This is a genomic window from Blautia sp. St.27G3 (genome assembly GCF_059728505.1).
Genome location: NZ_BAAGFO010000001.1, coordinates 673945 through 693855, shown reverse-complemented (window position 1 = coordinate 693855; position 19911 = coordinate 673945). Strand labels below are relative to the sequence as shown.

The 19911-nt window shown below is 42.7% G+C and carries 23 protein-coding genes and 2 pseudogenes; 24 read left to right on the top strand and 1 reads right to left on the bottom strand.

Features of this window, described 5'->3' with window-relative positions; all coding sequences use genetic code 11:
• Positions 1-42 precede the first annotated feature (42 nt).
• The 23 genes and pseudogenes from AC6I2O_RS03180 to AC6I2O_RS03070 all read left to right on the top strand — a co-directional run bounded on the left by AC6I2O_RS03180 (position 43) and on the right by AC6I2O_RS03070 (position 18005).
• Positions 43-474: a pyridoxamine 5'-phosphate oxidase family protein gene (locus AC6I2O_RS03180; protein WP_120392747.1), complete on the top strand. Its 432-nt coding sequence runs from the start codon at positions 43-45 to the stop codon at positions 472-474.
• 132 nt (positions 475-606) lie between these two features.
• Positions 607-1191: a DUF6144 family protein gene (locus AC6I2O_RS03175; RefSeq protein WP_497741779.1), complete on the top strand. Its 585-nt coding sequence runs from the start codon at positions 607-609 to the stop codon at positions 1189-1191.
• Positions 1192-1216: 25 nt separating this feature from the next.
• A complete protein-coding gene (locus AC6I2O_RS03170; RefSeq protein ID WP_120392749.1) occupies positions 1217-1768 on the top strand; it encodes a DUF3795 domain-containing protein in 552 nt (183 codons plus the stop codon).
• A 120-nt stretch (positions 1769-1888) separates the two neighbouring features.
• A complete protein-coding gene (locus AC6I2O_RS03165) occupies positions 1889-2701 on the top strand; it encodes a MerR family transcriptional regulator (protein WP_120392750.1) in 813 nt (270 codons plus the stop codon).
• 119 nt (positions 2702-2820) lie between these two features.
• Complete coding sequence (locus tag AC6I2O_RS03160; protein WP_120392751.1) at positions 2821-3294, top strand: SAM-dependent methyltransferase; 474 nt, start codon at positions 2821-2823, stop codon at positions 3292-3294.
• Positions 3295-3308: 14 nt separating this feature from the next.
• Positions 3309-3893 carry a GNAT family N-acetyltransferase gene (locus AC6I2O_RS03155; protein ID WP_120392752.1) on the top strand — a complete coding sequence of 195 codons (585 nt, stop codon included), beginning with the start codon at positions 3309-3311 and terminating at the stop codon, positions 3891-3893.
• A 225-nt stretch (positions 3894-4118) separates the two neighbouring features.
• Positions 4119-4514: an IS66 family insertion sequence element accessory protein TnpA gene (gene tnpA / locus AC6I2O_RS03150; RefSeq protein ID WP_497741778.1), complete on the top strand. Its 396-nt coding sequence runs from the start codon at positions 4119-4121 to the stop codon at positions 4512-4514.
• Between the two features lie 14 nt (positions 4515-4528).
• Positions 4529-4882, top strand: a complete 354-nt coding sequence (tnpB, locus tag AC6I2O_RS03145) for an IS66 family insertion sequence element accessory protein TnpB (RefSeq protein WP_497741777.1) — start codon at positions 4529-4531, stop codon at positions 4880-4882.
• Between the two features lie 65 nt (positions 4883-4947).
• A pseudogene (gene tnpC, locus AC6I2O_RS03140) lies at positions 4948-6147 on the top strand (IS66 family transposase); the annotation flags it as partial.
• A gap of 225 nt (positions 6148-6372) precedes the next feature.
• Positions 6373-7377: a virulence RhuM family protein gene (locus AC6I2O_RS03135; protein WP_120393258.1), complete on the top strand. Its 1005-nt coding sequence runs from the start codon at positions 6373-6375 to the stop codon at positions 7375-7377.
• Between the two features lie 18 nt (positions 7378-7395).
• A complete protein-coding gene (locus AC6I2O_RS03130) occupies positions 7396-7761 on the top strand; it encodes a hypothetical protein (RefSeq protein ID WP_120393259.1) in 366 nt (121 codons plus the stop codon).
• Positions 7761-8030, top strand: a complete 270-nt coding sequence (locus AC6I2O_RS03125; RefSeq protein ID WP_120393260.1) for a hypothetical protein — start codon at positions 7761-7763, stop codon at positions 8028-8030. Before AC6I2O_RS03130 ends, AC6I2O_RS03125 begins: the two co-directional genes overlap by 1 nt.
• Positions 8031-8113: 83 nt before the next feature.
• The gene (locus AC6I2O_RS03120) at positions 8114-8971 is read left to right on the top strand and encodes a KilA-N domain-containing protein (RefSeq protein WP_120393261.1); all 858 of its coding nucleotides are present in this window, start codon (positions 8114-8116) and stop codon (positions 8969-8971) included.
• Between the two features lie 15 nt (positions 8972-8986).
• Entirely contained in the window at positions 8987-9733 is a 747-nt protein-coding gene (locus AC6I2O_RS03115; RefSeq protein WP_120393262.1) for a hypothetical protein, read from the top strand.
• A 127-nt stretch (positions 9734-9860) separates the two neighbouring features.
• Positions 9861-10148 (top strand): hypothetical protein, encoded by a 288-nt coding sequence (locus AC6I2O_RS03110; protein WP_147412317.1) that lies wholly within the window; start codon positions 9861-9863, stop codon positions 10146-10148.
• A complete protein-coding gene (locus AC6I2O_RS03105) occupies positions 10135-10884 on the top strand; it encodes a MerR family transcriptional regulator (RefSeq protein WP_497741776.1) in 750 nt (249 codons plus the stop codon). Before AC6I2O_RS03110 ends, AC6I2O_RS03105 begins: the two co-directional genes overlap by 14 nt.
• A 171-nt stretch (positions 10885-11055) precedes the next feature.
• Complete coding sequence (locus AC6I2O_RS03100) at positions 11056-11784, top strand: ABC transporter ATP-binding protein (RefSeq protein ID WP_497741775.1); 729 nt, start codon at positions 11056-11058, stop codon at positions 11782-11784.
• A pseudogene (locus AC6I2O_RS03095) lies at positions 11777-12327 on the top strand (ABC transporter permease). The gene AC6I2O_RS03100 and the pseudogene AC6I2O_RS03095 overlap by 8 nt, the downstream one beginning before the upstream one ends.
• Before the next feature lie 248 nt (positions 12328-12575).
• Positions 12576-13475 carry a sensor domain-containing diguanylate cyclase gene (locus AC6I2O_RS03090; protein WP_497741774.1) on the top strand — a complete coding sequence of 300 codons (900 nt, stop codon included), beginning with the start codon at positions 12576-12578 and terminating at the stop codon, positions 13473-13475.
• Between the two features lie 243 nt (positions 13476-13718).
• Complete coding sequence (locus tag AC6I2O_RS03085) at positions 13719-14252, top strand: hypothetical protein (protein ID WP_497741773.1); 534 nt, start codon at positions 13719-13721, stop codon at positions 14250-14252.
• Positions 14228-15022 (top strand): hypothetical protein, encoded by a 795-nt coding sequence (locus AC6I2O_RS03080; RefSeq protein ID WP_120393268.1) that lies wholly within the window; start codon positions 14228-14230, stop codon positions 15020-15022. The genes AC6I2O_RS03085 and AC6I2O_RS03080 overlap by 25 nt, the downstream gene beginning before the upstream one ends.
• Positions 15023-15079: 57 nt before the next feature.
• Positions 15080-16774 (top strand): VWA domain-containing protein, encoded by a 1695-nt coding sequence (locus AC6I2O_RS03075; protein ID WP_120393269.1) that lies wholly within the window; start codon positions 15080-15082, stop codon positions 16772-16774.
• A 190-nt stretch (positions 16775-16964) separates the two neighbouring features.
• Positions 16965-18005: a M15 family metallopeptidase gene (locus tag AC6I2O_RS03070; protein ID WP_497741771.1), complete on the top strand. Its 1041-nt coding sequence runs from the start codon at positions 16965-16967 to the stop codon at positions 18003-18005.
• A 145-nt stretch (positions 18006-18150) separates the two neighbouring features.
• Here the strand turns inward: AC6I2O_RS03070 and AC6I2O_RS03065 are convergent, their stop codons facing one another.
• Complete coding sequence (locus AC6I2O_RS03065; protein WP_497741769.1) at positions 18151-18918, bottom strand: hypothetical protein; 768 nt, start codon at positions 18916-18918, stop codon at positions 18151-18153.
• 239 nt (positions 18919-19157) lie between these two features.
• Here AC6I2O_RS03065 and AC6I2O_RS03060 point away from each other — a divergent pair, with 239 nt between their 5' ends.
• Positions 19158-19868: an AzlC family ABC transporter permease gene (locus AC6I2O_RS03060; RefSeq protein WP_120393272.1), complete on the top strand. Its 711-nt coding sequence runs from the start codon at positions 19158-19160 to the stop codon at positions 19866-19868.
• Positions 19869-19911 lie beyond the last annotated feature (43 nt).

Here is a 19911-nt window from a genome sequence, read left to right as displayed (position 1 = left end):
TGAACAGATCCGAAAAATATAATTTGAAGGGAGAAAGATTTAATGAAAGAATTTAGTCAAGAAGCAGAACTGGTCATGATTGAGCGTTTCGGGAAAGACACAATTATCGCCTTGGCAACAACAGAAAACGGGATGCCTTATGTACGATATGTAAATGCTTATTACGAAAATGGAGCATTTTATATCATTACCCATGCGCTTTCAAATAAAATGCAACACATAAAGGATAACCCTGTTGTTGCAATCGCCGGTGAGTGGTTTACAGCCCATGGGAAAGGCGTTAGCTTAGGATATTTCGGGAAAACGGAAAATTGTCTGATTGCTGACAAATTGAAAAAGGTCTTTGCTGAATGGATCGATAACGGCCATACTGATTTTGACGATGAAAATACGATTATATTATGTATTCAATTAACAGAAGGAATTCTTTTCTCACATGGGACAAGGTATGATATAGACTTCTTTGGTAACTGATTGCGGCCTGCAAAAGCTATGCCTGCTATTGTGATTGAGAAGGGAAAATGTGAATCAATCAGTATGCTGGACTTGGAATAAAAAAATTCTTTGATCTGGAATACAAATTTTGAGCCGAGGGAGGTGCCAAATATGAGAAATTTTTCTATGCCGGAGCACATATCACCGACTTTAGAATTGGATGAACTTATGAGACTGAAACGCAGTTTGGAAACGACAGTTTCAAAAGAGTCATCAGATAGTGTAATGTTTGAATTGCCGTTAACACCAAATTCAACACCTGCAGAACGCGCGGAATGGGTGGAAAAGCTATCGTCTCTTCTGGAAAACAGGTTTGATGGAAATATCGTCAAAGAAATTCGTCAGAATTGTTATTGTAATGAAAATGGAAGATTGAAAGATACGGCTAAGGAACTGAAACGGTTATATAAATCCCTTAATAAAGATTTGCACCGCTTTGTATCTGCATTAAATAAAAATGGTGCCGGCTGGTATATAGAAGAAAATCAGTTATATACGAAAATGTTTACTTGTGAGTGTCCGATGTTAGAGGAGGCGGCTCTTTCACAATCCCTAACTTGGTGCCACTGTACTGCAGGATATAATAAGAAACTTTTTGAACTTGTTTTTGAGACTCCCGTGGATGTGGAAATATTGCAAAGCATACGACAGGGATTTGATTACTGTCTGCTGAGAGTCACGTTTAGCAAAGATTAGGATTTATCTTACATTAGGAGATGCCATGAAAGGATTTAACCGACCAAATCAATTATTTTCCCTCTGCGGTTTGAATTGCGGGCTTTGCCCCATGTTCTTGAATAAAAACTGTCCTGGCTGCGGCGGCGGTGAAGGAAATCAGTCGTGCAAAATCGCAAGGTGCAGCATGAAACATGACAGTGTTGAATACTGCTTCCAATGCAGTGAATACCCTTGCGGAAAATACGATCATATTGACGACTTTGATTCCTTTATAACACACCGAAGCCGAAGATCCGATATGGAAAAGGCCAAACGATTCGGGATAGATGTTTATAATGCAGAGCAGGCGGAAAAAGCAAAAATGCTGGAGGTTTTCTTGTCCAACTATAATGATGGCCGCAAAAAGACACTCTTTTGTGTAGCCGTCAACCTGTTGGAACTGCAAGAATTGCAAACGGTACTTAGGGAAATGGATCGTAAACCTGATATGGAGACACTGACGCTCAAAGAAAAAAGCGCCTTTGTCGCTGGATTACTGCAGGATGCAGCGGCAACGAAAAATATTGACTTAAAGCTACACAAGAAAAAGAGATAATGTATTTGAAAAAGCGCCACATCATTATCAGTTAGCCAAAATAAATCTATATTACTTAAAGCGAATTTCTGTTTGAAGTATCAAAAACTATGGATATAATGATAGATAGGTGGTGATAGAATGTTTAGAATAGGTGAATTTTCAAAGCTGGTGCAGGTATCTATTCGTATGCTTCGCTACTATGACGAGGTAGGACTTCTGACACCGGCAGAGGTTGACAAGTGGACGGGACACCGACTGTATTCAGTAAAGCAAATACCGCGTCTAAATAAGATTTTGTATTTGCGGGATAGTGGGCTGAATGTTTCGGAAATTGCGCTTGCCCTGACGATGGACGAGCAATCACTTCTTGTGCAACTTGACAAGAAGCGCATAGAGATAGAAAACGCAATACAGGCTGAACGAAAAAAACTGCGGAAGATCGAACTGGCAAAAAGTGAAATACAGGGTAATAAAGGAGAACTGCACTATAACATCTCCGTTAAGTCAATCCCTTCGTATCAGGTGCTATCCTTGCGGAAAATTGTACCAAACTACTATTCCGAGGGTGACTTATGGAAGGAACTTTCTACTTTCACAGAAGCGCAAAAAATCGAAATAACGGGCAATACATTTTCCATTTATCACGATATAGAATTTCGAGAGACCGATGTTGATATTGAGCTATGCGCCCCGGTAAAGAAAATGGGAATGGCAAAAGAGCCATTTTGTTTCCACATGACAGAACCAGTCCCATATATGGCCTATGCAATGGTTTATGGTGATTTTGCAAATATAAAAGGTGCCTACCTTGCCTTTGCCCAATGGTTGCAGAAAAACAGCGAATACAAAATGTCTAACCCGATGCGCCAAATCGTGCATAGAGGTCCGTGGAATGAGAATAACTCTGAAAAATATTTGATTGAGCTTCAAATACCGCTGGAACACGCATGATTGTATAGACTTTGAAATATCCTGCTAAAAATGCAGGGCATTTTTTATTTTTCCCTATTGCATCTCACATGATGTGAGGTCTTATACTGGTTTTACCAACAAAAGCAAGGAGGAAAAATATGACCTATCAATTAAAAGCCATTGGCAGAGTAAAAAATGATGAATTCGGCACATTTATTCAGTTAGAGCCGGGGTACATTCCCGGACTGCAAGCCTTAGAGGGCTTCAGCCACATCAATGTCCTTTGGTGGTTCAGCGATTGCGACAACGACGCAGACCGGAATGAATTACAGACAGAACAGCCCTATAAAGGCGCGCCCGAAGTCATGGGTGTATTTGCGACACGATCTCCTGCGCGTCCGAACCCTATTGCATTAACAGCGTCCGAAATTATCAACATTGATTTCACCAACGGCATGATTCGTGTTACATTCATTGACGCAAATGACAATACGCCCGTGCTTGACATCAAGCCGTACACTCCGAGTTTTGACAGGGTTGAAACACCCGGTGTTCCCGCATGGTGCAGCGAATGGCCGAAAAGCACAGAAGAGTCCGGTTATTTTAATTGGGTACAGGTGTTCAAATTTTAAGAAGGGGGTGGCTTATGAAATTACAGGATTATGCGCAGAATAAGCCTGTTCTTGAAACGGAACAACTTATCCTACGCCCTCTGCGAAAAGAAGATGTTTCAGATTTGAAAGAATGGTTGGGTGACAGTTCCATTTATCAGTATTGGGGAAAACGCCCCGGGAAAAGTGACTTAAACCCGGAATTGCTTTTTCAAAAGCCGGAGAAACCCACAAAAAGTTTTCATTGGGGTATTGTTCACAAACAAGATTATAAAGTCATTGGGGATATGTGGGTGTATCTCATTGAAAATGACCGCATGGCAAAAGTAGCATTTCGCCTTTCTCCTGCCTATCAAGGCAACCGACTTATGACAGAAGCGCTGGCGAGAGTAGCTATCTTCTGCTTTGAAGAAACAGAATTGCAGCGTCTTTGGGCTGATGTTCATGTACAAAATATTGCATCGTATAAAACTTTGGAAAAAGCAGGCTTCAAGCGTGAGGGACTTATCCGTGAGGGTAAAATGGTAAACACATACTGCGATTACTATTTGTACGGTATGACTAAAGCTGATTATATTGAAATCACCGATAAGGGGGCTACCCCCTTACGAGCACTTTGAACGCTTTTTCCGAAAGAACTAAATCCATATAGCCCCAATCTGCTGAACGACGGCAAAAGAAAAATCATACGCTTGATGAGCGTTGATTTATAACTGGCAAGCCCTAAATTGTAAGCGTCAAATAAGAACGTGTAGTGAAATATTTGGCGTTCTCTTGTAAACTTAGGGTTAGAGTTTTTAGAGTCCGCTCTCGAAACTCTAAATCTAAGAAAAAGGGGCGAACCCATGGATATTTCATCTTTAACTCCTGATAAACAGGTAAAACTTCAGTACTGGCTGGACGTGATCCGGCAATGCAGAGCCTCCGGCCTGACAAACCAGGCATGGTGCGAACAGCATGATATCTCTTTAAAAAGCTATTATTACTGGATCGCAAAGATTCGGAAGCTGGCGCTTGAGGAACTGCCCCGAAAGAGTCATGGATGCAGGCCGGTAATGGAGCAGACTGCGTTGATGCCGGATGCGGCTCCGGAATTTACGGAAGTATCCCTTCGCGGCAGACAGGATTTCTGCACCACTCCTGCAGCAGTGCTCCATACCGGTACTGTGACTGTTGAACTCTTTGAAGATACTCCCCGGGAGTTGCTGGAGGCTGTCCTGAAAGCAGTGCGGTCATGTTAGGAGACCTCTCCGGGGTGGAAAAAATTTATCTGCACGCCGGGTACACGGATATGAGAAAACAGCTGGACGGCCTGGTAGATATCATAAAATACAGCTTTCAGCTTGATCCTTACAGCAATTCCTTATTCCTTTTCTGCGGGAAGCGTGCGGACCGGATCAAGGCAGTCCACTATGAAGGGGACGGCTTCTGCCTTTTCTATAAGCGCTACGAAAACGGCCGTCTAAAGTGGCCGCGCACAGGTGAAGAAGCCAGACAGATCTCCCATCAGCAGCTGCGCTGGCTGCTGGAGGGTCTGAACCCGGAACAGCCAAAAGCAGTGCGCAAATGGGCTCCTACAAAGCCCGGAAAAACCGGGAATTCCTTATAAGTGCTGGAAAATCCTGCTGTTTTATGGTATAATGAACCTATCAGAAAAAAGAAGGTTTTCAGCCCATGCCGGATACAGCACAGGAGTACAAAAAGCAGATCAAAGAACTGGAACAGCAGGTCCTGCTCCTTAAGGAGCAGGTTGATTTCCTTACCCGTAAACTTTATGGGACAAAGTCAGAGAAGACGTCTGCCCTTGAAATAGAGGGACAGATGTCTCTTTTTAATGAAATGGAATCCTGTGCTGATCCGGATGCCCATGAGCCGGATTTGGTGGAGGTCGAAAAACATCTGCGTAAAAGGAAATATGCCGGCCAGCGGGAGAAGCTGATAAAAGACATTCCCCGCAGCAAAGTGCTCCACACGATCGATAAGCGTGAACAGATCTGTGAAAGGTGCGGGAGCGCCATGGTAAAAGTCGGTGAGGAGTTTGTCCGTACTGAAGTACAGTTCATTCCTGCCAGCCTAAAAGTGGTCGATCATTACCGGGAAACTTATGAATGCAGGGCATGCCGAAAAAACGGAACACCTTATATGGAGAAGTCTCCGGTGCCCTGTCCCCCGGTCATGCACTCCCTTGCATCTGCTTCCACGATTTCGTGGCTCATCCACCAGAAGTTTGAACTGGGTATCCCCTTATACCGCCAGGAAAAGGAATGGGAGGCCATGGGACTGTCATTAAGCAGGGCGACGATGTCGAACTGGCTCATGGTCGTCTATCGGGACTGGCTTTCCCATGTGGTCGGTCATCTCAGGCAGGAACTTCTGAAACAGGAGTATCTGCACATTGATGAAACCCGCGTACAAGTGCTGATGGAACCAGGGAGGAAGAATACTTCGGATTCTTATATGTGGGTCTACTGCAGCATCAGGGACTGCAAACAGCCGGTCCGATATTTTGAGTACCAGCCGGGGAGGGGTGGGAAATATCCCGAAGCGTTTTTAAAAGGCTACACCGGATATATCCATACGGATGCTTATTCCGGATACAATGGAGTCAGGGAGGTCACAAGATGCCTGTGCTATACCCATCTGCGCCGGGCTTTTGTGGACGCGCTGCCAAAAGACATCCATGACCCGGAAGCTTCCAAACCCGCGGAAGCAGTCCTGCGGCTGAATAAGTTGTTTGAGATAGAAAAGGAATTGGACGGCCTTCCCCCGGAGCAGAAGAAAAAAGAACGGCTTAACCGCGAGAAACCGCTTCTCGAGGCTTTCTGGTCATGGGCAGAGATAAACTCTGACGGAGAACTGCCAAAGTCGAAACTCCATACCGATAAGTTTGATTTGGCAAATCATAAATAAGAGATTTGACAAAAGAATTTAAAAGTAAATGTATATGAGAAATGATTTTTTACAAGCGAGAAAGAAAAACTCTGGAACGCAATAATTATGTGTAGTTACGTAGAATTAGAGTGCGAATGGTATGAAAAAGCAATTGAATAATAAAAGAGCAACGGGTGTTGCACAATATAGTAGAATTGAGGTGTGCGAGTGAATAACCGGGAGAACGTGGAGCAGAAATCTAATATCATTATTTATACAACACAAGATGGTTTGACAAAAATTGAAACGACTTTTGACGAAGATACCGTATGGCTATCCATTGACCAGATGGCTGAATTATTTCAAAGAAACAAATCGACAATTTCAAGGCATATTAAAAACATTTTTTCTGAAGGTGAATTAGTGAGAGCGTCAGTTGTTGCAAATTTTGCAACAACTGCATCGGACGGAAAAACCTATCAAGTTGACTACTATAATTTGGATGTCATTATTTCTGTGGGCTATCGTGTGAAATCCAAACGCGGCACGCAGTTCAGGATCTGGGCGACTAATATACTGAAAGAATATATGCGAAAAGGTTTTGCATTGGACGATGAACGATTGAAAAATCTGGGTGGCGGCGGCTACTTTAAAGAATTACTTGAAAGAATCCGAGACATTCGTGCTTCTGAAAAGGTATTTTATAGGCAAGTTCTGGAGATTTACGCTACTAGCATTGATTACGATCCCAAAGCGGAAATATCCATTCTCTTTTTCAAAAAAGTGCAGAATAAAATTCATTATGCGATTCATGGTCAAACAGCGGCAGAGGTTATTTACACAAGGGCAGATGCTGAAAAAGAGTTTATGGGACTTACAACATTTGTTGGAAATCAGCCGACATTGAAAGAAGCTGTTGTTGCAAAAAATTATTTGGATGAAAAAGAACTTCGAGCAATGGGTCAACTGGTGTCAGGGTATTTAGATTTTGCGGAACGTCAGGCAGAACGTGAACAGGCAATGACCATGAAAGATTGGGCAGAACATTTGGATCGTATTCTTACAATGACTGGAGAGCAGTTATTGCAGGGAAATGGAAGTGTCTCTCATAAGCAGGCTGTTAATAAGGCAACAGATGAATATAAGAAATATAAAGCCAGAACTATTAGTGATGTAGAAGAGGACTATTTGAACTCTATAAAAATGCTGGAACAAAAGGCAGATAAGAAATAAAAAGATATGTGATGAGGTTTGGACAATAGTGAATATGTGGAAAGTATCGTACTTTTGTCCCACAAATCACCAGATAGTGTCATTAATGTTACGGTGGAATTTGGAGAAGGTGATGGGAAAGTACCTTTAGATGCAATAGCGGAGCGTGCAAAGAAATACCAGCCAAAACCGAAAATTACTTATAAAATGATACAGGAATATGTTGAGAGGAAATATGGATTTAAGGTACATACCGCTTATGTCGTAGAGGTGAAAAGGTCTTTGGGATTGACAATGTATGATGCTCCTAAAGCGGTAGAAGAATTAAAACATCCGAGGAAGCATCCACCGAAAGAGAAGGTAGAAGCGATAACGGATGCACTTAAATATTTTGAGGTAATTTAATGGATGAAAGGATTTATCAGATTGCAGAGCGGATAGTTGAAATACATCAAAAAGCCTATGAAGTTTATTTGCCGTTGGTTGAAGATATGTGTAGCAGAACCGTGTCAGAAGATGAATTGTTATATTTGTTGGAGTATCTACTGGACTCTGCATGTGATGAAAGAATATTGGAATTGTATAAAAGGGTGTGTAGAAGATATTTGTATGTATACCCTAGTTACATTAAGCTTTACATTGAAGCATATCGGGAAATGTGGGAAGAGGGATGAAAAATGAGTTATAAATTAGGTAGAGGATAAATGGCTCAGGAGATATTTTAGCTGAGCTTATGATGAGAAGAAGGAGGATGGTTATGGCGAAGATTGTTAAGGAAACTATCCATGCAAAAGGTATAGATATTGGTATTTATACTACGAATTTTGAAAATGAATTTATTTCATTAACAGATATTGCAAAATATCGAAATGAGGATGACCCACGATTTGTGATTCAAAATTGGATGCGCAATCGTAACACAATAGAATTTTTAGGCGTTTGGGAAGAACTGCATAATCCTGATTTTAACCGTGTGCAATTCGAGGCGGTTAAAAATGAGGCAGGATTAAATCGTTTTGTGATGACGCCGACAAAGTGGATTACACAGATGAATGCTATTGGTATTGTTTCAAAAGCAGGACGTTATGGTGGAACTTATGCCCATAGTGATATTGCGATGTCCTTTGCAACTTGGATTTCTCCAGAATTTCAGTTATATATTATGAAGGATTACAGGAGATTAAAGTCAGATGAGAATAGTCGGTTATCTCTGAATTGGAATTTGAACAGAGAGATTTCTAAGTTGAATTACAGGATACATACTGATGCGATAAAAGAAAATTTGATTCCGCCAGAATTAACTCCTGCACAGATAGCCTATACATATGCTAATGAGGCAGATATGTTGAATGTAGTTCTGTTTGGAAAAACAGCGAAGCAGTGGAAAGACGAGAATTCAACTGTAAAAGGAAACATGAGAGATGCTGCAACGCTGAATCAGTTATTGGTACTTGCGAATTTGGAAAGCTATAATGCGGTTTTGATTAATCAAGGGAAAAGTCAAAAAGAACGAATGGAATTGCTTCGACAGTTGGCGGTACAGCAATTACAGACATTGGAGACAGTGAGCCTGAATAATTTGCCGAAACTAGCAACAACCTGTCATGAAGAATAAGGGTAGAATGTATATATGAGTAATCAATTACAGAAACCATTTTCAGATATTATTGGAGAGAAAAGTCCTGTACAAAAAATGCTAAAAATTGCTTGGCATTTTGCTGAAGTTAAGCCAGAAACAGTTGCGAATACAGTTGAATCAAAATCGGCATGTGCATTGATTTTAACACATCTTTTAGGATTGATAACCAGTGCAGGGCTGATAAATTGCAGAGGGTTGCATTCATCAGCAATAACTCTCTTGCGCGCCATAGAGGATGCTACAGACTGCTTTGCAGCTATCGGGATTGATGAAAATGCTGCGATTAAGTGGAATGAAGGTAAACTGAAAAGTAGTGATGCGGCTAAAATATGGACATTTGATTCAATCACAGATGAGGTGAATCTTTCGGAATACAGAAAAACGATTAGAAAGTCATTGAATAGCTATAGTCATTGTACACCAGAACAGGTAAACTGGAATATATATCTTGAAACAATTGCAGAGAATAAATGCAAAATGAAATTGAATACGAAGTCCATGGTAATAAACATAAATGCATATTATATAGATAGGTATTTGTGTATCCATATTTTTGAATTGACGGAAGTCATTAAGACGGTTTATTCCAAATATATCAAAGAGAATCAAAAGTTAGAGAATCAAATATTTGATTTGCAGAAACACAGTGAAGAGATTATCTTGGATTTTATGAAATTTATTGATAAAGAAAAGTTGGATATTATGGTTGCACCAGAGCTTTTAAGAATTAAACAGTAGAAAACACTTCAAATTTGTGGGAATCTGGGAATACCGTTGAGTGTGTAGTATTGATGTCAAGGGCCACGAAATAAGGAACTGAAAAAGTGTAGAAAACAAGGGTTTTCTGGGCGTTGGGACTGTTTGGTTGGCAGTTTCAATTCCCGGATTTTTTGCATTTTGGAAGTCTGTGGGAACTGGCCTACCGCAAAATGGCGAAGAGCTGAGTGGACAGGATAGATATTGGGCATGTTGTGCAGACAGGATGGATAAAAGGGGTGTCGAGTTGATGAGATTGCTATTTGGAAAAATGAGAGCAATATATGACTTGCTATTCTGGGTATTCTACGGTAAACTAAAAACCCTACATTATAACACCAGACTTCTAAAGTATGCCATAATGAAGGATGGAGGTGCGTTGAATGAATACATATAAGACAATAGACATAGCAAGGATAATCTGCATACATGTAAATACAGTCCGCTTATATGAAAAGTGCGGTTTCATTCCAAAACCAGAACGGCTAAATAATGGTTATCGGGTATTTACTGATCAGCATATTGAGCAATTTAGATTAGCGCGGGCGGCCCTCCAGGTGGAAGTTCTTCAAAATGGACTTCGTAAACAGGCGGTTGATATTATTAAGGTTTCTGCTTTGGGGAATTATGAGAAAGCTATGGAATTGACCAGGCGATACATTGTTCAGATAGACATCGAAAAAGCAAATGCAGAAGAAGCGATACGGATTACTCATAGTATTTTATCGGGTATGAGTGAAAGAAATGTTGGAATGCAGAGGACATATAGAAGAAAGGAAGCAGCAGATGTTTTAGGGGTAACGATTGATACATTAAGAAATTGGGAGTTGAATGGTCTGTTTACCATCAAGCGGACTGAAAACAGATACCGGGTGTACACAGAAGAAGACATGCTTCGCTTGAAAATCATACGATCTCTTCGTTGTGCCAACTATTCCCTCTCTGCTATTTTGAGAATGCTTCAGGCCTTATCGGATGATCCGCAAACCTATATCCGGAAAGCGATTGATACGCCAAAGGATGATGATATCATAAGGGCTTGCGATAAGTTATTGACCTCATTGAATGAGGCAAAAAACAATGCTTTTTATGTAGCTTGTCAGATTGAGAAGATGAAAAAATTATCCGAATAAAACCCTACAGTTACCCACCACAGTTGGATTGGATGCTAATCTTTATTTACGCGAGCAACGAGCCAGACGGACATACTTGTATGTCCATTTGGCGACTGCCGCGAGAGTCAAATATCCTGTTGTTTGCAGCAGGATATTTGAACTCAGAATTAAAATAAGGAGGCATGTGAAATGGAAAAAACAATCCAAATTTCCGGGCTGAGCAAATCTTATGACGGAAAGAAAGTGATTGAGAATCTCAGCTTCTCAGTTGCAGCGGGTGAAGTGTATGGTCTGCTTGGAGCAAATGGCGTAGGCAAGAGTACTACGATAGAATGTATTCTTGGGACAAAGAAGGCGGATTCTGGAACGGTTCGTATTTTGGGATTAGACCCGTGGACGGAGCGAAAGCAACTTTTTAAGCAGGTTGGGGTACAGTTCCAGGAAGCCAATTATCCGGACAAGATCAAGGTAAAAGAATTGTGCGAGGAGACGACCTGCCTTTACAGGTATCCAATGGCATACAAAGAGTTGCTGCACAAATTTGGTTTGTCAGATAAGGAAAATGCTTTTGTAAATGAGTTATCCGGAGGACAGAAGCAGAAATTATTTATTGTGCTGTCCCTCATTCCTAATCCCAGGGTGGTCTTTTTGGATGAGCTTACCACAGGACTTGACACAAAAGCGAGAAGGGGTGTCTGGAAAAGCCTGCTGGAGTTAAAGAAAAATGGCCTGACAATAGTTCTGTCCTCTTATTTCATGGATGAGGTAGAAATTCTCTGCGACCGGATTGGTATCCTGAAGGATGGCGGATTTGCCTTTGAAGGAACTGTGAAAGAAGCGGTAGCATTAAGCCCTTATGAGAAAATGGAAGATGCGTATTTATGGTTTACTGGAGAGGAGGACGAGGACAATGAATAAATTTTTTACAATGTTGAAAACAGAACTGAAGTTATCCTTCCGGGGAATGGACATGGTTATTTTTGCTCTCTGTATGCCGGTAGTGGTTTCTGTAATTTTGGGAGTCATTTATGGAGCCAAAACAGCGGTTCCCGGAGTAGAATATACTTTTTTGGAACAGTCCTTCGGGGCCTTATCGACCATTGCGATTTGTGCAGGCGGTGTGATGGGGCTTCCGCTGTTGATTTCCGATTACCGTCAGAAAAAGATATTAAAAAGATATAAAGTTACGCCTACAAGTCTTGCATTTCTGCTCGCAGTGTGGCTGCCAGCATCCTGTATTTTCCGATGCTCATTTTTTCAGGGGCAACCTTACCTTACGAAGTGATGCCGTCTGCATTGCAGAAGATTGCAGATATTTTGCCTTTGACACAGGGGCTTAAAGTGCTGAAAGCAACTTCGCTGGGTCTGCCGTTAGAATCGGTCTGGTTTCCAATTGCCATCATGGCGGTGGTCGCAGTTGTCTGCGGAGGCCTTGCCATCCGTTTCTTCCAATGGGAGTAGATGCGGAATTTTTAGTTGACTTTATTTTAGAGAAGATTTATAGTGTCACCTACCAAAGTGCGGGAGTCGTTTGACTCTCGTATATTTGTGAAGGTTTATAATGAAGAACAGGCGGTGCGGATGAAATGGATCATGATGAAAAAGTGACAAAAAGAAAGTTTTTTTATAGAGAATATTGAAGAAATGTTTTATAACTGTTATCATTTCCGGGAATGACCGGCATATGATACTAATTGGAGGAAATGATTTTGCAGTTACTTAATTATAAAAATTATCTTGAGCTTGTCCTCAAGAGTGCAGGGCTTTGTGTATTTGAAGTGGATCTTGAGAAACAGACTTATTTAGGCTTTGTAAATGCTGAGGCTATTTATGGTGTTTCGGGTGAGAAAATACTTCAGGATGTACGGAGTTTTGCTGCGCTTGATCCGGAACTATATATGGAAAAGGTTTCGAACTATTTTGTGCATCCGACGGATGCGGGTGTTGTAGCGGACGCATTTGAGAAGGTACTAAGCGGGGAGCAGGCAATATATGATGCACGGATGCGGACTGCGCCGGGGGATTATATGTGGTGCCGTGTTCATGCAACCCCTTATCAGAAGGAAGATGGGTCTGTAAATATGATCGGTGTGGTTTCGAATGTGAGTAATCTTTACGAACACATTTTGGATGCAAGGGAAAAGAGCATGCGGGATTTGTTTACGGGCTTATACAACAAAACCTCGTTTGATATACTGTGCCGTGAATGTCTGTGCAGTCAGCCCAAGCCTTGCTATGCGCTTGCGATCATTGACCTGGATGATTTTAAGAATATTAATGACACATTTGGACATGCAGCCGGTGATCGGGTGCTCCTCGATGTTTCGAAGCAGCTTCAGAAGCATTTTTTGCAGCAGACGCTGATCGGACGTTTTGGCGGGGACGAATTTATTTTGCTGATTCCGTTTTCTAAGCTGTGTTATCTGGAAAAAACGTTCAATGACTTTTTGCAGGATTCCGTTGGCAGTTATCCGGTAACCAAAAGTATTGGTTATGTTGTTGTACCAGACGGTTTGTGCAAATATGAAACACTTCTGGAACAGGCGGATCAGGCCTTGTACGTTGCCAAAAAGACAAAGAATTGTATACAGAGATATGAGCAAATATGACTTATCATGGGAATATATAAAAGAAAACGGGACAGTTAACTTTAAACTGACCTATGCGGAGATCGAGCAGATAGCTGGAGTGCCAATCGACCTTCCTTTGTTAAATTAAGAAAGTCGAAAACTAGATTTGTGAAAACAGCCAAAATACAGAATAAAAGTAAGAGAATACTGCGACAAATTTGTTTGACCAATAAGAAAAAACTGTTATAATGAAAGAAACAGCAAAAGTGATTGTGTGATGAGATGATGAACGTAAGAAAATTACAGCAGCAGGCCGCTGCGGGGGCAGATGAACTGCTGCGTATCAGCAATGATATGGATCAATACATCATTCCTTTATATAAAACTGCTCCAAAAGAAATATTCGACATGCAGTGCAGGATTATGATCGGGCGCTGCGAGGGATTGGGCAAAAAGCTGCGCCAGATCCAGACGGATTTGGCGAATGCGAAGCGGAGGATGCAGACAGAGGAGACGGTTACCCGGCAGAGACAGTCTGATTTTGCGAATGATTTCGCAGACCCGGTGGATGTTTTGGCCGATGTCAGGATGGAAGAGATCAGAAAAAGTATCGTTTTGACAGAGCAGACCATCAGTCAGAATCTCCTACTGCTGGAGCAGAAGCAGGATCTGTTAAATGGCTTTCTGGCTCATTCGGATGAGATTCACGTTCATTTAAAGGCTTCAGAGCAAATGCAGGATATAGCTGAAGTGACTCGGCTGGAAAGTACACTGAGAAGGGAGCTGCATTTATGCAGGACAGAAAACAAAAAATAAAGGGTATTTATGTGATACTTATCATAGGGCTGTTTGCAGCAGCGTGTGTTTACCTGCATTTGCAGACAGACAGTATTATTATCCGAAACGGAATCCGCTTTTACCGCAAGCTTCGGACAGGCGTTCTTTCAGTCGGGGGTATTCTTAGTGTTCTTATGCTTGTTCTGTACGGCGTGGAATGGAGACGGAGACAGATCTGGCAAAAGGAAAAAGATGAAAAGACGGCCCAGATGGAGGTCAGAAAAGAAGAGATGCTCAGAGAGCAGGAAAAGCATAAAGAGGTTTTGTCAGTTTCCAAGAAAATGGATGCGCAGAAAATTCAGGAATTGTTGCTGGAAAACGCGGCTGAAAAGTGGCACGGTCTGTCACAGCAGCTGCTGCAGATTCGGATGCAGATGAATATCATGGATGAGTATGAGGAAAAGCTTTCGCATCTGTTAGATGTAAACGGGGCAGCGGCGCTTGCCAACACGGAAGATGTTCTGGACCGCGTAGAACAGTATCTCTGCAAAAATGTAAGAAAAGTATTGAATTATATGGATGTGGCGGACAATGACAGCGATGAGGCTGTCCGTCAGGTGGAGCGGAGATTGCAGATTTGCCATGAAGAAGGGCAGAAGCAGCTTCAGCAGGTACAGGAGTTTCTGTTTGCGCTTGCGGAGTTTTTGAACAAGCAGGGAGAAGATGATAACAGCATGGAAATGCTGGAAATTTATAAATCTACAATTCTGTCTTCAATTGAAAGCGAGATGAAAGATCCGGATGCTTAAGGATTGAATGGACACAGCAATGGTCGGCGAAGGGCTGACAGGAAAGAGGGAAACAGTATGAGAAAGAACAAGAAGAGCAGGTGGCTTTGTCTGCTGGCAGTGGGGGCAATGTTTCTTTGGGGATGTTCGGATGAGCAGCCGGTCAGGACTGAGAGAGAGAACAGCCAGAGGTCGATGAGCTATGAGGATGCCACAGCGGAAATAAGTTCTCTGTTGAAAAAAGTTGAGACCTACACGGTACAAAAACCTGTCCTTGATATTTACTCGGATGATGTATCAGAGGCAGAGGCGCTTGCAGATATTGATACGTTTCCGATCACGGTGAGCGGGGATGGAGCGATTGATATTGAGATTGCGGCAGCGACAGAACTTTCTTCTGACGCGCCGGACGACTGGATCAACATGGTTGCCAGAGATTTCAACAAGTCCGGACAGACCGTGAATGGGAAAAAGGTTACGGTTTCTGTCAGGAAAATGGCTTCGGGCGAAGTTGTCACATACATTAATGCCGGTGTTTACCATCCGCATGTTTTCATTCCATCGAACGATGCATGGGGTAAAATGCTGAAATCATCAGGGGTCGGGGTCAGTCAGATTGAAGAGCGTATTGCAGGAAATACAGGCGGAATTCTGATCAAGAAAGATATCTATGATAAGTTTGTTGAGAAGTATAAGGATCCAACCGTGGCAAATGTGCTGGAGGCTACGCTTGCAGGTGATCTGACATTTGCATATACGAATCCGTATACTTCCAGTACAGGTCTGAATATCCTGACTGCCATGCTGAAAGCATTTGATGACAGCAATCCATTATCTGATAAGGCACAGGAAAAGTTGCTGGAGTATCAGAAAGATTCTCCTCCTGTAGCATACACGACAGGCGTGCTCCGCAATCAGGCTTCGAAAGGTATTATCAATGCCATGGTAATGGAAGAACAGGCCTATATCAATACGCCGGAGCTCGTGAATTATGAGTATATTCCAGCCGGTATCCGTCACGATCATCCGGTGTACACGTTTGATTACTGTACGGAAGAGGAGCAGGAGGCAGCTGCGCTGTTTGCTGCATACTGTCTGACGGAAGAAAATCAGAAAATGGCGACTGAAAAAGGTTTCAACCGTCATGACGATTACGTTTCACAGGATCCGGGACTGGATGGGACAGGATATCTGACGGCTCAGAAGGTATGGAAGAAAAACAAGAGCGGCGGTAAGCCGATTATCGCGGTGTTTGTTGCAGATATTTCCGGCTCAATGGGAGGAGCTCCGCTGAATTCTCTGAAGGCATCCCTGATCAGTGCTTCCTCGTATATTGGCTCAGACCATTACGTAGGACTTGTCAGCTATGCCAGCGATGTGACGATCAATCTGCCTATTGCACAGTTTGATGCGACACAGAAGGCTTATTTCTCCGGTGAAGTGAAAAACTTATCGGATGGCGGCGGCACAGCGACGTATGATGCGGTGCTGGTAGCGTTGGATATGCTTGCCGAGAAGGCAAAAGAGGTGCCGGATGCGAAGCTTATGCTGTTTGTCTTATCGGACGGCCAGCAGAACGAAGGCTACAGCCTGAATCGGATCACGTCGATCGTAGAAGGAATGAAAGTGCCGGTGTATACGATTGGATACAATTATAATGACACCAATGGAGAATTGAATAAACTGTCTGATATTAATGAGGTGGCTATGTTGAACGCGACGAGTGATGATATCGCAAATCAGTTGCGCAATCTCTTTAATGTGGCAGTATAGCAGCAGCCGGTTTGAATTCAGGTAATACGGTCTGTTTTAAGCGATTGTACAACAACAAACGATAAAGGGATGCAAAATGTAATCTACAGGATTTGCATTTGCATCCTTTTTGTTTTGTCTGTATGGGCGGAAAATTTTACTGGAATCAAGATAACATATTTGAACACAAATTTGATGATTGGGAATTGATATGGAAAATGGAAATGAAAAAAGACGGAACACTCAAGAGAGGCCGGAACAGCCGATAGAAATTCGGCGGGCAGAAGCAAGGCGCAAAAGAAGAAAAAGGGTTCAGCAGCAAAAAATGATATTGGGCCTGGCTTTGCTGTTTGTAGTAGCAGGAATGGCGCTTGTGGCGGTGAAATTTTCGAGCCGCAAGGCTGATACAGCGCAGAAAGACAATGTGTCGGATGAACATAATATTTTAAAGAATCCTGTTGATGCGGCAAATGTACTTTTGCAGCTGTCCGAGGCTGACAAGTATACAGGGGACCTGATACTGGTGAATTCAGAGTATCCGTATCATGTTGAGGAAAACAGCGCATCTGTGCAGCTGGTACGTGTGGAGGAGGCAAAGAGTGGAGGTTACACGGTTAGCTGGCCTGAGGTGCAGCTTGCCGGGAGGGTGATTGATCCGCTTGACCAGATGATTGCAGCTTGCGAGGCGGAAACTGGGAGCTATCTAAGCGGTATTTCAAGTGCATACCGTTCTGTGGAGGAACAACAGGAGCTTTATGAGGAATATACCAACCAGTATGGCTTGGAATATGCCAGAGCTTATGTGGCCAATCCCGGCTACAGTGAACATCATACAGGATTGGCAATGGATCTTAGTATTTTTTATGAGGATGGCAGTGAGGGCAACTTTAGCAACAGCGCGGAAGCCGTGTGGTATGCAGACAATTCGTACCGTTTTGGATTTGTACTACGCTATCAGGCAAGTAAGACAGAGATCACAGGGATCAGTAATGAAGAGTGGCATTTCAGATATGTGGGTGTCCCGCATGCATACTATATGTATGAGCATGATTTATGTCTGGAGGAATATGTGGACTGGCTCCGGGAGAATACCAGTGAATTGTCTCCAATTACACAGGTTTGCGGGGACGAGACATTCGAGATTTTCTTTACCATGAATACTTCGGTGTCATTGCCGGAGGGGAGTGAATACCGTGTGTCCGGCAATAATGTGGATGGGTATGTCATTGCTAATAAAACAATGGAACCATAGGGTGACAGTGGTGATTTGTAATGTAGATTTTGCGTGCAAATGCAGCGATAAGAGAGAAAAAAATGGAATCATCGCGGTATAAACTGGGCGATGATTCCGTATAAACTCAATACATTAAAACAATCTTGTGAAGAACTCAGTGGATTTACGATATCTGACTCCAGGACGGAACATGGACCTTAAAGGTGACGGTTCCGTATGAGGAAGCACCTCTGGCTTTAATTCCGGAAAGCTGAACGGTGTAGGTACGGCCATTTCTCATGTTCGGAATGTAAAGTTCACATTCATCGTCGTCGATATCAATCAGATATCCTTTGCAGGTTTTGCCGGTGTTGTCTTTGATGGAACTGATTTTTGCATTTCTTTTCCAGTCTACCTTGGAGGCGAAAGAAACTTCGATTTCGTTATCCTCGTCATCAATCTCTATTTTTTTCACTTTTACTTTTTGAGATTTTGGTTTTGGCGCAGGGACCGAGGCTTTGATGGTCAACTTGCGGTAGCCGGTCGTGCCGCGCTTTTTTATGCCGTTGATTGTAATCGTATAGGTGCGGCCCTCTTTAAGATTATAGATATTGATGTCACATTCGTCACTGTCTTTATCCGTTAAAAAGGCACGGTATGTTTTGCCTTTATTGTCCTTAACTGTAACCTTTGCGCCGCGTTTCCAGGTGACACGGGAGGAAAAGTCGACTTCAAGCTCAGCGGGACGAAGGGACTCCCGGTTTTCATAATCAGAGTTCTTGTCGTAAGTGACACGTTTGACTTTTATTTTATTTCCAGAGCCGGAAGTTTTGGCGCTGAATTTAAGGCGGGCGGAATCTGCCAGTACAGACTGTGGCAAAACACAGGACAGGATACAGATCATCAGTAATGTTAAAAGAAGTTTTGTACGCTGTTTTTTCATTGTATTCATAAGTAATCCTCCATTTCCTACCAATTATCTATGATATGGATTATACAGGAAAGCAGTATGGTATGTCAATAAAAAATATGGAAGATGTAGGGGGAATTTTGTGAAGCTTTCTCTTTGTTTTCCGATGGTGGCAGAATATTTGACGGTGCGGTTGCGGCGTGTTAGAATAGATCTGTTCTGCGGGTAACATCTTTGTGTGGCAGATAACTTATGAGAAATGTGATTCGGAGGAAAGTTGTATGAATCAGAGAATACGGCAGTTTCGATATGGATTAAAGGATGGTGTGCCGATTGGGCTGGGGTATCTGGCTGTTTCGTTTTCGTTTGGTATTATGGCTCGCAAAGCAGGGGTCAGTACGCTTGCGGCGGTTATTATGTCGCTTACGAATCTGACAAGCGCGGGGCAGTTTGCGGCTCTTGGGATTATTGAGGCCGGGGCGCCTTTTGTGGAGATGGCGGCAGCACAGCTGATTATTAATTTGCGCTATTGCCTTATGTCCTGTTCCCTGTCACAGAAATTGGAAAAAGGAATGCCATTTCTGCATCGTTTTATGGTTTCTTATGGAGTCACGGATGAAATTTTTGGAGTGTCTGTTTGCAGGGAGGGGAGTTTGAGCCCTTTTTATACATATGGCCTGATTTGTGTAGCAGTTCCAGGATGGACGTTTGGCACATTTCTCGGAGCAGTGTCAGGAGATCTTCTGCCAGCCCGGCTTTTAAGTGCGCTTGGCGTGGCGCTTTATGGAATGTTTCTTGCTGTTGTGATTCCTCCGGCGCGAGAAAGCCGGATACTTGCCGGTATCATTCTGGTGTCTATGGGGGCCAGTTTTGTGTTTTCAGTCGTTCCGTTGCTGAAAGATATATCGTCGGGTTTCAGGATTATTATTTTAACAGTACTGATTGCGGGGGTGGCGGCATCACTTTTTCCGGTAAAAGAGGAGAAGGGATAACCGGTAAGAAGGTAGAGATGTTGAATGAAAGAGGATGGAGGAT